The following is a 13,707-nucleotide window of genomic DNA, read 5'->3' as shown; positions in this document are numbered from 1 at the left end:
CGCGCTGATGGGAAAACTACTACCGATCGTTTTTCTGGTTTTCGGCCTGGCTGCCGGTGCGGGCGCCCGGATCCTATTGTCCCCTTCCGGGGAAGCTGAAGATCTTGCGGAGGCTGGGCAAAAACCCAATGAAGACAAGAAAAACAAAACTAAGCCCGGCAAAGATGATCAATCAGAAACACATGAGTATCTGAAACTCACCAAACAGTTCGTGGTCCCCGTGGTTTCCGAGGACGAGATATCGGCGCTCGTCACCATGTCCCTCAGCCTTGAGGTGAGGCCGGGGATTGCCGAAGCGTTTTATGAGATCGAGCCAAAATTAAGGGACCGGTTTCTGCAAGTTCTGTTTGACCACGCCAATATCGGCGGGTTCGACGGCGCATTCACGCGGTCAGACAACCTGACGGCATTGCGCAATGCGTTGCTGGAGGTTGCGAGAAAGGATCTGGGCGAAGATGTCTCGCAAGTTCTGATCATGAGTGTCAGCCGACAGGATACCTGAACGGGTTCCGGTTACGATTCCTGAGCCTTAGATTGTCGCACGCGTCGCTTGTGTTCTTGCAGGCGGCGCGACAGATCGGCAACGGCCAGTTTGCGCCCAAATGCCCCACGCAATTCTTCCATTGCCGCAAGCTTTTGTGATCGCAGGCGCGCCAACTCGGTGTTCAGGTTGCGCCGTGTCAAAGATTCCCAGCCGTGCCACAACAGGTCTGCGCCGGTGACCTGATAGCCATCCGACTGTGAACTCGTCGATTTTACTTCGGCTAATTGAGAATCCAGACGCGTCAATTGCTGAAGCAACTGGGCTTCGCGCTGCAACAAAGGGTGCAATTTTTGGTGTTCCCGTTGATAAACAGCTTCGGCGACGGTCAAAAGGTTGTCCATGCGATCTTGCGTCATCCGACCTGGCCCTTCGCTCGTTTGCGCATGGCTTCGGCAAACCGAATAGCTGCTGCAACGGGTCGGTAGTATTCTTCGGTAATTTCCTGTCCGATCCCGACGGTCGCGTGCAATGCGCGTGCTGTTGGTGGATCGGAATGAATAGGAATGCCTGCGTCTCCGGCCGTGGCCCTGATTGTTGCCGCGATTTCATCTACCCCTTTGGCGACGCAAACCGGAGCGCTGCAACTTGCTCGCGACCATTTCAGCGCCACCGCATAATGCGTCGGGTTGACGATCACCACATCGGCCTTGGGCACATCCGCCATCATCTGCTTGGTTGCTATGTCCTGCGCGCGTTGGCGACGCTGCTGTTTAACGTGCGGATCACCCTCGGAATCCTTGGTTTCATCCTGAATTTCTTTGCGTGACATTCTGTTTTTGCGAAGGTGTTCGGCATGTTGCCACAGATAGTCTATCACGCCGATCGCCAGCGCGATCATTATGACGATAAACAGAAATTGGCTGAGTAAGTTCATCATCAACAGAATTGAGGATCTCGGGGCGGCTGCACTGGCTGTCAGAATCTCGGGCAGGTGGGCGTGTAAAAATAGGGTCAGGCATGTTCCATAGATCAACAATTTAACAAAGCTCTTGGCGAATTCGAACAACCCGCCCCGGCCAAACTTGTTCTTTGCGTTTGAGACGATCGAGATGCGTGAACCGCGTAGTTTCAGCTTTTCCGGCGCGAAGATCAGTGCGCGCTGGGCGATCAGGCTGAGCAACACCGCGACTGCCGGAACGATAAACAACGCGGCGATTGGTGCCATAGTTGATCTCAGAATCCCAGCGACGGTGGATGTCGCGGGTCCGACGGTCAGCAAGCTTGCGAATTGATCTGATTGGTCGATCAAGACCACGAACACAGTCCCCAGATGCTCTGCCGTGAATTGCCCCGTGAGCAAAAGTGCGACGAGCAGTCCCATGTATGCAGCCACCACCGACAGATCATTGGACTTCGCCACCTCGCCTTTTTTGCGGGCTTTTTCCAGCTTTTGCGGGGTCGCCTCAAATGACTTATCACTGTCGTCGTCTGATGCGCTCATCGCAGCCCTCCAAGCGGGTTTTGGAAAAAGGTGAACAAAGCGTCAGACCAGGTTGCCAGGATCAATGGTGCCCCGGCGAAAAGCAGGAAAAGGCCTGCGAAAGTGATTGCTGGGGCACCGACAAAAGCGACCATGAGCTGCGGCATGGCGCGGTTAATTACGCCCAGTGCGAGGTTGTAGATCAGCGATGCGATGACAAAGGGCATCGCCAGCGCAAAGGCCAGTCCAAAGCTGCGGGCGACTTGCGCAACGCCCCATTGCGATAGATCAGGCGCAGTTGGAAGCGCGCCCATCGGAAACAGCATATAGCTGTGGATCATGAACTGCGCTGCACGGATATGAAGGCCAAGCAATACCGCCAGCGCCAAGCCGGCCAGCGTCAGCAGATACCCCATCGCCGGGACAGGTTCTGCGGCCGCTCCGCCAAGGATCTGAGACAAGGATGTCGCTTGCGCCGCGATTGAACCTGCAGTTTGTAGTGCAAGGACAAACAGGCGCAACCCGATGCCGAGCATAAGACCGATCAAGACTTCGATGGTGATTAATCCAATCATTTTGTGAAAGCCCGGCATAACACCCGATGCGGGTATGGCGGGAATGACAATCATTGTGAAAGCAACTGACACGCCCAGTTTGACCCGCACAGGGACGCTGCGTTCACCAAAGGCCGGTAGTAGCGAAACCAATGCGGACACACGAAGAAATACGGCAAACAGATGCCACAGGTTTTGCCCCAGATGTGGCAAAAGCTCTGACGGGACTGAGATCACGCGGGCACCGTTCCGACCAAGGCGGGGCGCGCCTCAAGCCCGATCTCTTCAAAAGACAGGACGGGGTTGGCGACGCCGCGCGCGTGCATAATGGTCCTGAGCAATCTGCGTCGGCGGGTCGTGGTTACGACCGCCGGGAACAACCCGTGATCTGCTGATTTTGCGACGCTATCGACAACTCCATCGGCCAGCTTATTGAACAGGTTGGGCGGTAGTGCCACGTCGATACCGGCGTTCGCGGCGTCGATCTGGTAGGTGGCAAATGTGTCCTCCCATTCCGGCGCGAGTTGGATCAGAGGGATCGAGCCGTCCTCGCGCTTCATGTCGGCAACCAGTTGAAAGCCCAGCCGCTGGCGGACCAGTTCGCAGATCCCTTCGGGCTGGGTGGTGGTCAATCGTGCTTCGGCCACGCTTTCAAGGATCAGCGCCATGTTTCGGATCGAGACCCGTTCGTCTAGCAACAGCCGCAGAACAGCATGCAGTGTGTCGATCGGCACCTTGTCCGGGATCAATTCGTCCAGCATTTTGCGGTTGGCTTCAGCTCGGGTCGGATCGCTGAGCCGCGTCATCTCGGACAGCAGGCGGCGAAGGGATTTCAGGGTCATAAGGCGCGAGAAATTCTGTTTGATGATCTCTAGCAGATTGGTCGCCAGAATTTCAGGAGGGGTGACGATGGTGGCCCCATTCAGTGCGGCGACCTCCTGGTCCTTGGGCAATATCCAGCGCGCCGGGGCACCGTAGACGGGTTCGGTCACATCGGTGCCATCAGGTAGAAAGTCGTGCCCGTCCTGTACCAGTGCGAGCACGAGTTCAGAATTCAGAACACCACGCGCCTGTTCGACCCCTTGTACTTTGATCACATAAGTTCCGGTCGGAAGATCGGCGCGGTCAGTCAATCGAATTTCGGGCAGGATAAGCCCAAAGCTTGAGGCGACATAGGTCCGCATGTTGGCGATCCGCGCGTCAAGGCCGGTACCGGGATTCAGCACCATGCTGACCAGATCGGGGGCGAATTCCAAGTGAACGTCGTCGAGGTCAAGGATATCACCGATGGCCTGTGAAACCGGAGTGTCAGACTCGGCCTCGGGGGTCTGAGCCTCTGCCTCGCTGGCGTTGCGTTTTCTGAGGCCTGAATAAGCCGCATAGCCCAGCACCCCGGCCCCAAGAATGAACGGTAAGAACGGCAAACCGGGCACCAGGGCGAACAGCACCATTAGAACCGCTACGGTGCCCAACGCCGCCGGGTGGCGTCCAAGCTGCGAGAAGATCGCATTGTCAGTTGCACCCTGCGTACCGCCACGCGCCAACAGCAAGGCAGACGCAATCGAGATGATCACTGCTGGTATCTGCGATACCAACCCGTCCCCAACGGTCAGGATTGCATAGGTTTCGAAGGCGGACGATACCGGCATCCCATGCACGATGACCCCCATGACCAATCCCATCACGAGGTTGAGAAGTGTGATGAGCAACCCGGCAATCGCATCGCCTTTGACGAATTTCGACGCGCCGTCGAGCGAACCAAAAAAGGTGGTTTCCTGCTGCTCGCGCTCGCGTCGTTCTTTGGCTTGCTGGTGATCGATGGCTCCAGCCGACATGTCACTGTCGATGGCCAACTGTTTGCCCGGCATCCCGTCCAGCGCGAACCGGGCACCCACTTCGGCCATGCGGGCCGCACCCTTTGTGATGACCATGAAGTTCACGATCAGCAGAACGCCAAACACCACAAGGCCCAGAAAGATGCTGCCGCCCATGACAAACTGGGCGAAACCTTCGATCACGTCACCAGCGGCGTTGGTGCCGGTGTGCCCCTGACCGATGATCAGCTTGGTTGAGGACACGTTCAGCGACAAGCGCAACATCAGTGAGGCCAGCAGGATCGTCGGGAAAGATGAAAAATCCAGAGGCCGCTCAATGAACAGCGTCAAGGTGAAGATCAGGATCGCCAGCGCAAAGGACGCCGCCAGCCCCACGTCCAGTACCCAGGCTGGCATGGGCAGGATCATCATCACGATGACCGCCATCAGCGCCAGCGCCAGCAGTATGGTTGGAGAGAACAAGTTGCGGGGATCGATTCGGGGCACGATCTGCTCCTAATTGAATGCAATGAATGCGGTGGCCGTGGAAGTTTCGGGGACCAGAGACCCTAGCGCGTTCTGGCCGACCGGATGAGCGTTCAGCGGGATGAGTGGGCTGGCAGATGCGGTGAATGGATCGCGTTCGTGGGCTTTGCCCGAGCCATTCAGCTGCGCCAGGACCGTCTGAAAACGGTCAGAATATGAGGCCGCGAGGTGCTGCGTACGCGAGTGGTAAGCCCCGGCAGCGGCGGGCCATGATCCAAGTTCCGCATAAAGCTGGGCCAGAAACCGCGCCGCATAAACTGCGTTTTCATCCGGATCGAACATCGCGTCGATCGAGCGAAAAGCCTTCCCGTGCCAGCGATAGTTGATCTGAAAGCAACCGACGTCAAAGCTGCGTACACCGGATTTGAAGATGTCGAACACGTAAGACTTTGCCTCAACCTCGGAGGCAAACCAATATCCCTGTCCTTCACGATTGACGGTCCATGGCCAGGGTTCCAGTAATCCGTTCTGCGTGCGGCCTGTTTCTACGCGGGCAATTGCCTTTAGAACATCGAGCGGAACGTCTTCGGCCAGCGCAGCCCGTTGCGCTGCGCGGTCACAAAGAGCTGCCGTTGTCGCCGCGTCTGCGGCCTGCGCCAAAAACATAAGCGCCGCAATCAGGAGGTTTTGAATTGGCATTCTGCCGGTCCGGAATTCTAATCAGTCCGGGCCAAGCTATCCAATCATCTGTTTACAGAGAGTTAGCGCGCCTTAGTTTCGATCAATCTTTCGGCCAAAAACCACACTGGTGTTGGTACGCAACACGCCGGGGATGCGCGCAAGTTCGTCGACCAGAATGTCGAGATCTTCGATCCGTGGCGCTTCGGCGGAAAGCAGCAGGTCAAACTCGCCATTGATTGATAAACACAGTTTGACCTCGGGATAAGCATCAAGCCGCTTGATGATCCGTGTGGTTTCTTTCTGCTGCACTTCAAGCAGAACGATGATCTGAACGCGTGGCGTATCTTCGGTTTCGCGCAAGACAACCGAGTACCCTGCTATAACGCCTCGCTCCTCCATGCGATTGATGCGTTCATGCACCGTTGTTCGGGCGACGCCAAGCTTAGAGGCGATGAGGGTCGTCGAATCGCGTGAATTGTGTTGCAAAGCGGCGATGATGCGTCGGTCAAGCTGGTCCATTGCGGCTCCGGGTTCAGGCAACTTCGCCTCGGTTTAGGGTAGTTTGGTGTTCGGGCTCAAGGCTGGTGCGGATAACGGGGATGCAGTTCATCAATGATGATCGGATGCGCATGAGGTTTTGGCCCAGACAGGTGGGGGTGATCCTGTGGAAGGTCAGGATGGTTATGGACCACCGCATTGTCTTCGCGCCGTGGCCAGGCAATGAGCACAAATACCAGACCCAGAATCGCGGCAGTTACCATTCCGGCCATGGCCACAGTTACGCCAAAGCGGGTCATCAGCCACCCGGCCAGGGGATAAAGCACCAGCCAGCAAGCATGAGACAGAGTGAACTGTGCGGCAAACACAGCGGGTCGATCTTCGGGGTGGGCGGATCGGGTCAGCAGGCGGCCCGAGGGCGTCAACGTGCTGGAGTATCCAAAGCCGACCAATAGCCAGGTCGTTGTCAGTAAGCCCAGCGTCATCGGTAGGGTGGCAGATAGCAGCGCCGCTGCTGCCATGGTGCCCGTCGCCAATGATGCACCACCCAGCATGACGCGACGCTCTGGAATGTGATCCAGAAGGCGTGGCAGTGCAAATGCCGCGAGCATCGAACCGCCACCGAACCCGGCCAGCGCGATGGCAACGGCGCTTTCAGAAAGACCAAGATCGCCGCGCACGATCACGACCGTGTTGACGATGACCATCGAACTGAGCGCGGCCGCGCTCCAACTCAGCGCCAGCAGGCCCCGCAGGCGCGGGGTTTTAAGGTAAATTCGAATGCCGCGCGTTGTGCGGTCATAGATGCCACGCGGCTGGGATGGTTTGGGTGAGGGCAAAGTTGCAGACACCACAAGCAAGGCCGAGGCGACAAAACCGACACAGGTGCCCAGAAACAGGCTGTCGAAACTGACGAACAGCAGCAAGGTGGCGGCCAGCATCGGGCTCAGCAGGCTTTCCAGATCGTAAGCCAGCCGCGACAGGGACAGGGCTTTGGTATAGTCCTGTTCGTTGGTCAGCACATCCGGGATGGTGGCCTGAAACGCGGGTGTAAATCCGGCTGAGGCGGATTGCAGCACAAAGATCAGCACGTAGACCTGCCAGATTTCGGACACGAAAGGCAGGCAGAGCGCAACCACAGCGCGCACCAAATCCAGTGCGACCAGCATCCGGCGACGATCCAGCCGCTCGGCAAAGGCAGCAGCAAGCGGGGCAACGGTGACATAGGCGATCATTTTGATCGTCAGGGCGGTGCCAAGGACCATCCCGGCGGCCTCTCCGGCCAGATCAAAGGCTAACAGCCCCAAGGCAACCGTCGCCAGCCCGGTTCCGGTCAGCGCCACGATCTGCGCGGCCAGCAGATGTCTGTAGGTGCGGTTTCTCAGGATGCTGAGCATTGTCGGAATTTCTCAATCGCGGTGTCGCATCCATAGTTCTCGTGTTGGCCATAAGGTCAAGGGTGCGGCTTTTCCAAGGACGGCGTTGAGTTTGCGGACCAAACCGCCTATCTCGGGGCCGAAAGCGCACAAAGGACATTTCCGTGGCGAACCATCTGTATAAAAATGACCTGCCGGACGGGTTGGATTTGGGCCCCACCGTGGCCATTGACTGCGAAACCATGGGGTTGAACCCGCATCGAGATCGCCTGTGCGTGATCCAGATGTCAGGAGGGGACGGCAACAGCCATATCGTTCAGGTTGAGATTGGGCAGACGCAGGCGCCGAACCTGTGCGCGATGCTGGAAAATCCGAATGTTTTGAAGCTGTTCCACTTTGGCCGCTTCGATATTGCTGCGATGTATCACACCTTTGGCGCTTTGGCCGCCCCGGTCTATTGCACCAAGATCGCCAGCCGGTTGGTGCGCACCTATACTGATCGTCATGGTCTTAAGAACCTGTGTCAGGAACTGATCGGCGTCGATATCTCGAAGCAACAGCAGATGAGCGATTGGGGCGCTGAAACGCTGACTGATGCCCAGTTGGACTATGCGGCATCGGATGTTTTGTACCTGCACCAACTGCGGGATGCACTGGACGGACGTCTGGCCCGCGAAGGCCGCACCGAAATGGCGCAGGCGTGTTTTGATTTCCTGCCGATGCGTGCGAAGCTTGACCTCGCAGGCTGGCCCGAAACCGATATTTTTGCGCACTCATGACTGACACCGAAGCATTCCTCAGAACCGCCCGGCAGGTCGTTACCGACGAAGCCCGCGCATTGGAGGTCCTTGCCGAAAGCTTGGACGAGCATTTCGCCGAAGCCGTGCAACTGATCCTGCAGGCCACTGGCCGCATCATTATCAGCGGTATTGGCAAGTCGGGACACATTGGCCACAAGATTGCAGCCACTTTGGCCAGCACCGGAACACCGGCGTATTTCGTCCATCCTGCCGAGGCCAGCCATGGTGATCTTGGCATGGTGTCGAAAGGCGATGTGGTTCTTGCCATCTCGAATTCTGGCGAAGCACCGGAACTGGCGAACTTGCTGGCCTTTACGCGTCGCTTTGGAATTCCGCTGATCGGGTTGTCGAGCAAGCCGGAAAGCACCTTGATGAAACAGGCGGATGTGCATCTGCTTATCCCGTCACTGGGAGAGGCCTGTGGTTTTGGGATGGTGCCTTCAATCTCGACGACGCTGACCCTTGCGATGGGCGACGCGCTGGCGATTGCGCTGATGAAGTACCGGGATTTCAAACCCGAAGATTTCCGCGCTTACCACCCAGGTGGAAAGTTGGGGGCGCAACTGTCTACTGTGCGTGATCTGATGCATGAAGATTTGCCCTTGGTGACCGCTGGCACCCCGATGAGCGAGGCGCTGCTGGTCATGAGTCAGAAGAGCTTTGGTGTTGTGGGAGTCACTGATCATGCAGGTCGTTTGCTGGGTATTGTGACCGATGGCGACCTGCGCAGGAACATGGACGGACTATTGAGCAAAAACACCGAAGAGGTGATGACCGAAAACCCAATGACCATTGCGCCAAGTGCCATGGCGGAGGAGGCGGTTGCAATCATGAACGATCGCAAGATCACGTCACTCTTTGTGGTTGATCCTGACACAAATGGCCCAGCTTTGGGTCTGCTGCACATACATGACTGTCTGCGTGTAGGATTGGGTTAGGAAGATGGCTGAAGTTGATCGCCATTCCCGATGGGTGCAGTTCCTGAAGGTACTGTTACCGCTTGTGGCGATTTTGTTGCTGTCTTCTGTCTTTCTTCTTTCTCGCAGCGTCGACACCAATGTCTCGGTGCCGTTCAGTGATCAGGATATTGACGACCGGCTGACAGACCAGGTGGTCACGCGGCCCGACTATAAAGGTGTCACCCGCAAGGGCGAGGAAATCCGCGTCGAAGCCCGAAGGGCCAGTCAGGGTGGCGATGGCGACACACCGACGGCAGCCGAAGTGCAGGGCCGCTTTGGACTAAGCAATGGGGGCGAGATCACACTCGAATCCAACACAGGCATCATCAGGCCAGACAAGGGTACTGCAACGTTTGCAGGGGATGTGGTCATCACCACCAGAGACGGCATCCAGGTCACCACCGACCTGTTGAATACGTCACTGGATGAAATACGTGGTGATAGCCCTGGCCAGATTGACGGAACCGGTCCGATTGGCGACTTTACTGCCGGAAGAATGGTGTTTGGGACCGAAAAAAAGGACGGTCCGGTTCATATTCTTTTTACAGGCGGCGTGAAGTTGATATATGAGCCGCAAAAAGCAGAAAGATAACTTGTGTTCGATTTACGTGTCGCCTTTTTGTGTCTAGCCGTGGCTGTCGGAGCCACACCTGTTTCTGCACAAGAGGCTCAGGTGGCGTTCGGCTCTGTCAATGCCGACCCGACGCTGCCGGTCGAGGTGACGTCCGAGACATTGAACGTGAATCAGGAAGATGGATCGGCCGAGTTTATCGGCAACGTCATTGTCATCCAGGGTGAGATGCGCCTGACGGCAGACCGGGTTCTTGTCATCTATAACGAAGAACGCTCGGCCATCGAACGGATGGAGGCCACCGAAAACGTGGTTCTGGTCAGTCCGCCCGACGCAGCCGAGGGCGATTGGGCAGAATACACCATCGACTCCGGCGTGATTGAGATGAAGGGCAACGTGTTGCTGACGCAGGGCCCAAGTATCATCAGCGGCGACGAGATGATTGCAAATCTGACGACGGGAACTGCGACGATGTCAGGGCGTGTCAAAACCATTCTGCAACAAGGTGGCAACTGATGAACCGGCCCGAACTCTCCATCGCTGAAGGTTCTTCCGGTCTGAAGATCGAAAAGCTACGAAAGTCTTATCGCAAGAAGACCGTCATTCGCGATGTGTCCATGGAATTGAACCGCTCCGAGGTCGTGGCGTTGCTAGGCCCGAACGGATCGGGCAAGACCACCACTTTTTATTCTGTCGCCGGTCTGGTTTTCCCCGAAGCGGGCACGGTCACGATTGATGGGCAGAGCGTCACGACCCTGCCGATGTATCGTCGTGCACGGATGGGGATCGGATATCTGCCGCAGGAGATGTCGATTTTCCGCGGGATGAGCGTTGAAGACAACATCGCTTCGGTTCTAGATATCACGGTTAAACATGCCCATCGCCGCAAGGAGCGGCTGGAAGAGCTGCTATCGGACTTTTCCATCGAACACCTGCGCCGAGCGCCTGCATTGGCATTGTCCGGCGGGGAACGCCGCCGGGTCGAAATTGCGCGCTGTCTGGCCGCCGATCCGAAATATCTGCTGTTGGACGAACCATTTGCGGGTGTCGACCCGATCAGTGTCGGTGATATCCGGCATCTGGTGGCCGATCTGAAAAAGCGTGGCATCGGAGTGCTGATCACGGATCATAACGTCCGGGAAACGCTGGAGATTGTGGATCGGGCTTATATCTTGCATGACGGCCAGGTTTTGATGTCAGGCACGCCCGATGAAGTTGTCGAAAACGAAAATGTTCGCCGGGTCTATCTGGGTGAAAACTTCCGTATTTCATAAGGTTGTGCGGAGATGCGCCTGATGCATGACGGAAATCACGTATATACACACCTGTTTTGATTGACTCTTCCCTCACCTCTTGGCTCAATTGGCATATGGCATTTCTTCGGTTCCAAACTGGATCTCGATCTCCCTTCGTTGAAGGGCCGGGCCAACGGCAACCGCAGAACATGCCGATACCCCCCACCCGATAAAAACAAGTCAGTCGCGTTACGCGACGTCAGAATGGGTGTGAATTGTGAAGGAGATCACATGCGTTACCAAATCAGCGGAAAACAGATCGACATCGGTGCGGCCCTGCAGACCCATGTGCAGACCGAACTGGGCGAGGTCGTGGGCAAATATGCCCAGCGGCCTACAGACGCCAACGTCGTCTTTTCCCGTTCGGCGCATGAATATGTATGCGAAACCACCGTGCATCTGTCGACCGGCCTGACCGCACAGGCCAAGGCGCACGCGACCGAGATTTACGCGGCATTCGAAGGCTGCTGCGACAAGATGGAGACACAACTGCGACGCTATAAGCGCCGCCTGAAAGACCACCACAAGGATCGGTCCGAGCCGGTTGAACTCTTTGGCGCGTCCTCTTATATCCTCGCCTCTGACGAATCGGAGACGGCAGACGAACCCGAATCGCTGCAGCCCATGATCGTGGCTGAGATGGAAACCAAGATCCCATCGCTCAGTGTTGGTGAAGCCGTCATGCAGATGGAACTCGCTGGTGCTCCGGTACTGGTGTTCCGAAATGAGAACAAGGACGGATTGAATGTCGTTTATCGCCGCGAGGACGGCAATATCGGTTGGATCGATCCGTAACAGGCAAGACTAATCGGCCTGCCCCCGAATAGCTGGGGGCACGGCTTAGGAGCAAAATGATGGAGCTTTCGAGCATTCTAAAGCCAGAAGCGGTGCGTGTACTGTCCGCTGCTTCCAGCAAGAAGCGTTTGTTTCAGGAAATTGGCGATGTGGGCGCCGCGACGCTTGGGCTGGATGCTCAGACGATCGTAGACAGCCTGCTTGAGAGGGAGAGCCTTGGCCCAACTGGTGTTGGACATGGTGTTGCACTTCCGCACGCACGGCTTTCCGAACTGGAATCGGTTTCGGGCGTGTTTGTCATGCTGGAAAAGCCCATCGACTTCGGGTCGGTCGACCGTCAGCCGGTCGATTTGGCGTTTTCCCTGTTTGCGCCAGAAGAGGCGGGGGTTGAACACCTTAAGGCGCTGGCGTTGGTCTCGCGCACGCTGCGCGAGCAATCGGTCTGCGCCAAGCTGCGGGCCAACCCTGACCCGGTAAAGCTGTATGCCATTCTGACTGAAGCGCAATCGATGCAAGCTGCCTGATTGGCCCACTTATCAACAAATAAAGCCCCCGATTTGTCGGGGGCTTTTTTTGTTTCTTTAGCTGGCGTGATCAGCCGCCGGATCCCATTTCCAGCGTCCACCAGATCTTGCCACCGCCTTCTTGGTGCCAGGCGAATCCCATCTGGGTGGCGCGCGGGTCCATGATCACAGCACGAGGACCGGGTTCCTGCATCCATGCGGCCAGCGTTTCGGTCTCGGTCTCAAAGGTTTCCGAGATCGCTTCACCCAGGAATGTACCGAAGTAACCGGCGCGCGCCGCGCGATCCAACGGAGACGAACCGTCCGAACCAAAATGCCAGGGCCGATTCTGTCGCGCCATGTCTTTCGCATGAGTGGCGGCAGCTGCATTCAGTTGCGAGTTCAATTGGACCTGTTGCAGGCCAGATGCTTGCCGCAAGGCATTCACCGAATCCAGCATTCTGAACTGCAGCTTTTCAGGGTTGCCACGAATTTTGTACACAGATGGCAGCGGCCTGCCATCGGCGCCAATAGCGGATGTGCCCGAATCGGTACATGCCGCAAGTGCGACAAAACAAATCGCTAGTAGAGAAAGAATACGTGTCATGATCGGCCTAAATATTGTGTCGAGAAGGGAAATAGCCTGCTTGACCGCCCGGAGCAAACCTACAATGCCCCAACCTTGCGTGATTCTGCCGGTTTGATTTGCGACTGAAGCATTCTGGCCATAAAATGCCTTAGATTTTGCATTTGCTGTTAGCAGAGGACCGATCTCCATGGTCAAGAAACATATTCTTACATCGACGCGCCGGGGATTCCTGGCCGGTGCAACCGCCAGCTTGGCCTCGCCTGCGTTGGCTCAGTATATTCCGGGCGACCCGCTACGCCCCGCCCCGGAACCGGAAGCTCCGGTACGCCGCAATGTGTCGGGATTCCGTGCGCTGGACTGGCAGCCCTATTTTTCGAACACTCGAAACGGTGCTATTCTGGTGGATACCGTATCCAGAGCGCTGCATTATTGGTCAGATGATCAATCCGTATACAAACTGTACCCCTCTTCGGTGCCTCTGACCGAGGAATTGACCCGTCGCGGACGCACCAGTGTCATTCGCAAGGTGGAAGGCCCAAGCTGGTCACCGACGCCATCGATGAAGAAGCGCAACCCTGAATGGCCGGATTATATTCCGCCGGGTCCTGATAACCCGCTGGGAACACACGCTTTATATCTGAGCTGGAAGTATTATCGCATCCATGGCACCCACGATACGCGTAAAATTGGACGCCGGTCGTCGAACGGGTGCATTGGCTTGTTCAACGATGACATCGCCGAACTGTTTTCTATGGCTAAGGTCGGCACGCAAGTGTTGCTAATTTGACGACATTTTCGCGCACGAACCCGCTTGCGGGACAA

The 13,707-nt window shown here is 56.7% G+C and carries 17 protein-coding genes; 9 read left to right on the top strand and 8 right to left on the bottom strand.

The annotated features are described in order from the left end of the window. The first annotated feature begins 7 nt into the window (after positions 1 to 7). A complete protein-coding gene (locus AC1DFB_RS13885; protein WP_170408681.1) occupies positions 8 to 502 on the top strand; it encodes a flagellar basal body-associated FliL family protein in 495 nt (164 codons plus the stop codon). A gap of 11 nt (positions 503 to 513) precedes the next feature. Here the strand turns inward: AC1DFB_RS13885 and AC1DFB_RS13880 are convergent, their stop codons facing one another. The 7 genes from AC1DFB_RS13880 to AC1DFB_RS13850 form a co-directional block, all read right to left on the bottom strand. After that, complete coding sequence (locus AC1DFB_RS13880) at positions 514 to 873, bottom strand: hypothetical protein (RefSeq protein WP_480437394.1); 360 nt, start codon at positions 871 to 873, stop codon at positions 514 to 516. A 23-nt stretch (positions 874 to 896) separates the two neighbouring features. Beyond that, positions 897 to 1,985, bottom strand: a complete 1,089-nt coding sequence (gene flhB, locus AC1DFB_RS13875; protein ID WP_480921498.1) for a flagellar type III secretion system protein FlhB — start codon at positions 1,983 to 1,985, stop codon at positions 897 to 899. Then, positions 1,982 to 2,755: a flagellar biosynthetic protein FliR gene (locus AC1DFB_RS13870; RefSeq protein WP_480921497.1), complete on the bottom strand. Its 774-nt coding sequence runs from the start codon at positions 2,753 to 2,755 to the stop codon at positions 1,982 to 1,984. Before AC1DFB_RS13870 ends, flhB begins: the two co-directional genes overlap by 4 nt. Continuing rightward, positions 2,752 to 4,839, bottom strand: a complete 2,088-nt coding sequence (flhA, locus tag AC1DFB_RS13865) for a flagellar biosynthesis protein FlhA (RefSeq protein ID WP_480921496.1) — start codon at positions 4,837 to 4,839, stop codon at positions 2,752 to 2,754. Before flhA ends, AC1DFB_RS13870 begins: the two co-directional genes overlap by 4 nt. Before the next feature lie 9 nt (positions 4,840 to 4,848). Then, positions 4,849 to 5,517: a transglycosylase SLT domain-containing protein gene (locus tag AC1DFB_RS13860; protein WP_480921495.1), complete on the bottom strand. Its 669-nt coding sequence runs from the start codon at positions 5,515 to 5,517 to the stop codon at positions 4,849 to 4,851. A 72-nt stretch (positions 5,518 to 5,589) separates the two neighbouring features. After that, positions 5,590 to 6,018 carry an Lrp/AsnC family transcriptional regulator gene (locus AC1DFB_RS13855; protein ID WP_480921494.1) on the bottom strand — a complete coding sequence of 143 codons (429 nt, stop codon included), beginning with the start codon at positions 6,016 to 6,018 and terminating at the stop codon, positions 5,590 to 5,592. Positions 6,019 to 6,074: 56 nt separating this feature from the next. Continuing rightward, positions 6,075 to 7,394, bottom strand: a complete 1,320-nt coding sequence (locus tag AC1DFB_RS13850) for an MFS transporter (RefSeq protein WP_170626320.1) — start codon at positions 7,392 to 7,394, stop codon at positions 6,075 to 6,077. A 143-nt stretch (positions 7,395 to 7,537) separates the two neighbouring features. Between AC1DFB_RS13850 and AC1DFB_RS13845 the strand changes: the two genes are divergently transcribed. From AC1DFB_RS13845 to AC1DFB_RS13815, 7 genes are all read left to right on the top strand, one after another. Beyond that, positions 7,538 to 8,152, top strand: a complete 615-nt coding sequence (locus tag AC1DFB_RS13845; protein ID WP_170395306.1) for a ribonuclease D — start codon at positions 7,538 to 7,540, stop codon at positions 8,150 to 8,152. Then, the gene (locus AC1DFB_RS13840) at positions 8,149 to 9,111 is read left to right on the top strand and encodes a KpsF/GutQ family sugar-phosphate isomerase (RefSeq protein ID WP_170597161.1); all 963 of its coding nucleotides are present in this window, start codon (positions 8,149 to 8,151) and stop codon (positions 9,109 to 9,111) included. Before AC1DFB_RS13845 ends, AC1DFB_RS13840 begins: the two co-directional genes overlap by 4 nt. Before the next feature lie 4 nt (positions 9,112 to 9,115). Beyond that, the gene (locus tag AC1DFB_RS13835) at positions 9,116 to 9,724 is read left to right on the top strand and encodes an LPS export ABC transporter periplasmic protein LptC (protein WP_170408672.1); all 609 of its coding nucleotides are present in this window, start codon (positions 9,116 to 9,118) and stop codon (positions 9,722 to 9,724) included. Positions 9,725 to 9,727: 3 nt separating this feature from the next. Beyond that, on the top strand, positions 9,728 to 10,219 hold the full coding sequence (locus AC1DFB_RS13830; RefSeq protein WP_255611996.1) for an LptA/OstA family protein: 492 nt from the start codon (positions 9,728 to 9,730) through the stop codon (positions 10,217 to 10,219). Further along, positions 10,219 to 10,977: an LPS export ABC transporter ATP-binding protein gene (gene lptB / locus AC1DFB_RS13825; protein ID WP_170395315.1), complete on the top strand. Its 759-nt coding sequence runs from the start codon at positions 10,219 to 10,221 to the stop codon at positions 10,975 to 10,977. Before AC1DFB_RS13830 ends, lptB begins: the two co-directional genes overlap by 1 nt. Before the next feature lie 252 nt (positions 10,978 to 11,229). Continuing rightward, a complete protein-coding gene (gene hpf, locus AC1DFB_RS13820; RefSeq protein WP_039541074.1) occupies positions 11,230 to 11,793 on the top strand; it encodes a ribosome hibernation-promoting factor, HPF/YfiA family in 564 nt (187 codons plus the stop codon). 59 nt (positions 11,794 to 11,852) lie between these two features. Next, a complete protein-coding gene (locus tag AC1DFB_RS13815) occupies positions 11,853 to 12,317 on the top strand; it encodes a PTS sugar transporter subunit IIA (RefSeq protein WP_170395318.1) in 465 nt (154 codons plus the stop codon). A 70-nt stretch (positions 12,318 to 12,387) separates the two neighbouring features. On the opposite strand, the gene dalA is transcribed toward AC1DFB_RS13815, so the two are convergent. Continuing rightward, positions 12,388 to 12,903: a divisome-associated lipoprotein DalA gene (dalA, locus tag AC1DFB_RS13810; RefSeq protein ID WP_255611997.1), complete on the bottom strand. Its 516-nt coding sequence runs from the start codon at positions 12,901 to 12,903 to the stop codon at positions 12,388 to 12,390. 169 nt (positions 12,904 to 13,072) lie between these two features. On the opposite strand from dalA, the gene AC1DFB_RS13805 reads away from it, so the two are divergent. Continuing rightward, a complete protein-coding gene (locus AC1DFB_RS13805; protein WP_170395325.1) occupies positions 13,073 to 13,672 on the top strand; it encodes a L,D-transpeptidase in 600 nt (199 codons plus the stop codon). Positions 13,673 to 13,707 lie beyond the last annotated feature (35 nt).

The organism is Ruegeria sp. S84, assembly GCF_056583445.1.
This window is presented reverse-complemented; position numbering and strand designations above follow the sequence as displayed.

Coding starts and splice junctions, on each gene's coding strand:
- AC1DFB_RS13885 (WP_170408681.1), top strand. CDS start 8: ATGGGAAAACTACTACCGATCGTTTTTCTGGTTTTCGGCCTGGCTGCC.
- flhB (WP_480921498.1), bottom strand. CDS start 1,985: ATGAGCGCATCAGACGACGACAGTGATAAGTCATTTGAGGCGACCCCG.
- AC1DFB_RS13860 (WP_480921495.1), bottom strand. CDS start 5,517: ATGCCAATTCAAAACCTCCTGATTGCGGCGCTTATGTTTTTGGCGCAG.
- AC1DFB_RS13855 (WP_480921494.1), bottom strand. CDS start 6,018: ATGGACCAGCTTGACCGACGCATCATCGCCGCTTTGCAACACAATTCA.
- AC1DFB_RS13850 (WP_170626320.1), bottom strand. CDS start 7,394: ATGCTCAGCATCCTGAGAAACCGCACCTACAGACATCTGCTGGCCGCG.
- AC1DFB_RS13840 (WP_170597161.1), top strand. CDS start 8,149: ATGACTGACACCGAAGCATTCCTCAGAACCGCCCGGCAGGTCGTTACC.
- AC1DFB_RS13835 (WP_170408672.1), top strand. CDS start 9,116: ATGGCTGAAGTTGATCGCCATTCCCGATGGGTGCAGTTCCTGAAGGTA.
- lptB (WP_170395315.1), top strand. CDS start 10,219: ATGAACCGGCCCGAACTCTCCATCGCTGAAGGTTCTTCCGGTCTGAAG.
- hpf (WP_039541074.1), top strand. CDS start 11,230: ATGCGTTACCAAATCAGCGGAAAACAGATCGACATCGGTGCGGCCCTG.
- AC1DFB_RS13815 (WP_170395318.1), top strand. CDS start 11,853: ATGGAGCTTTCGAGCATTCTAAAGCCAGAAGCGGTGCGTGTACTGTCC.
- dalA (WP_255611997.1), bottom strand. CDS start 12,903: ATGACACGTATTCTTTCTCTACTAGCGATTTGTTTTGTCGCACTTGCG.
- AC1DFB_RS13805 (WP_170395325.1), top strand. CDS start 13,073: ATGGTCAAGAAACATATTCTTACATCGACGCGCCGGGGATTCCTGGCC.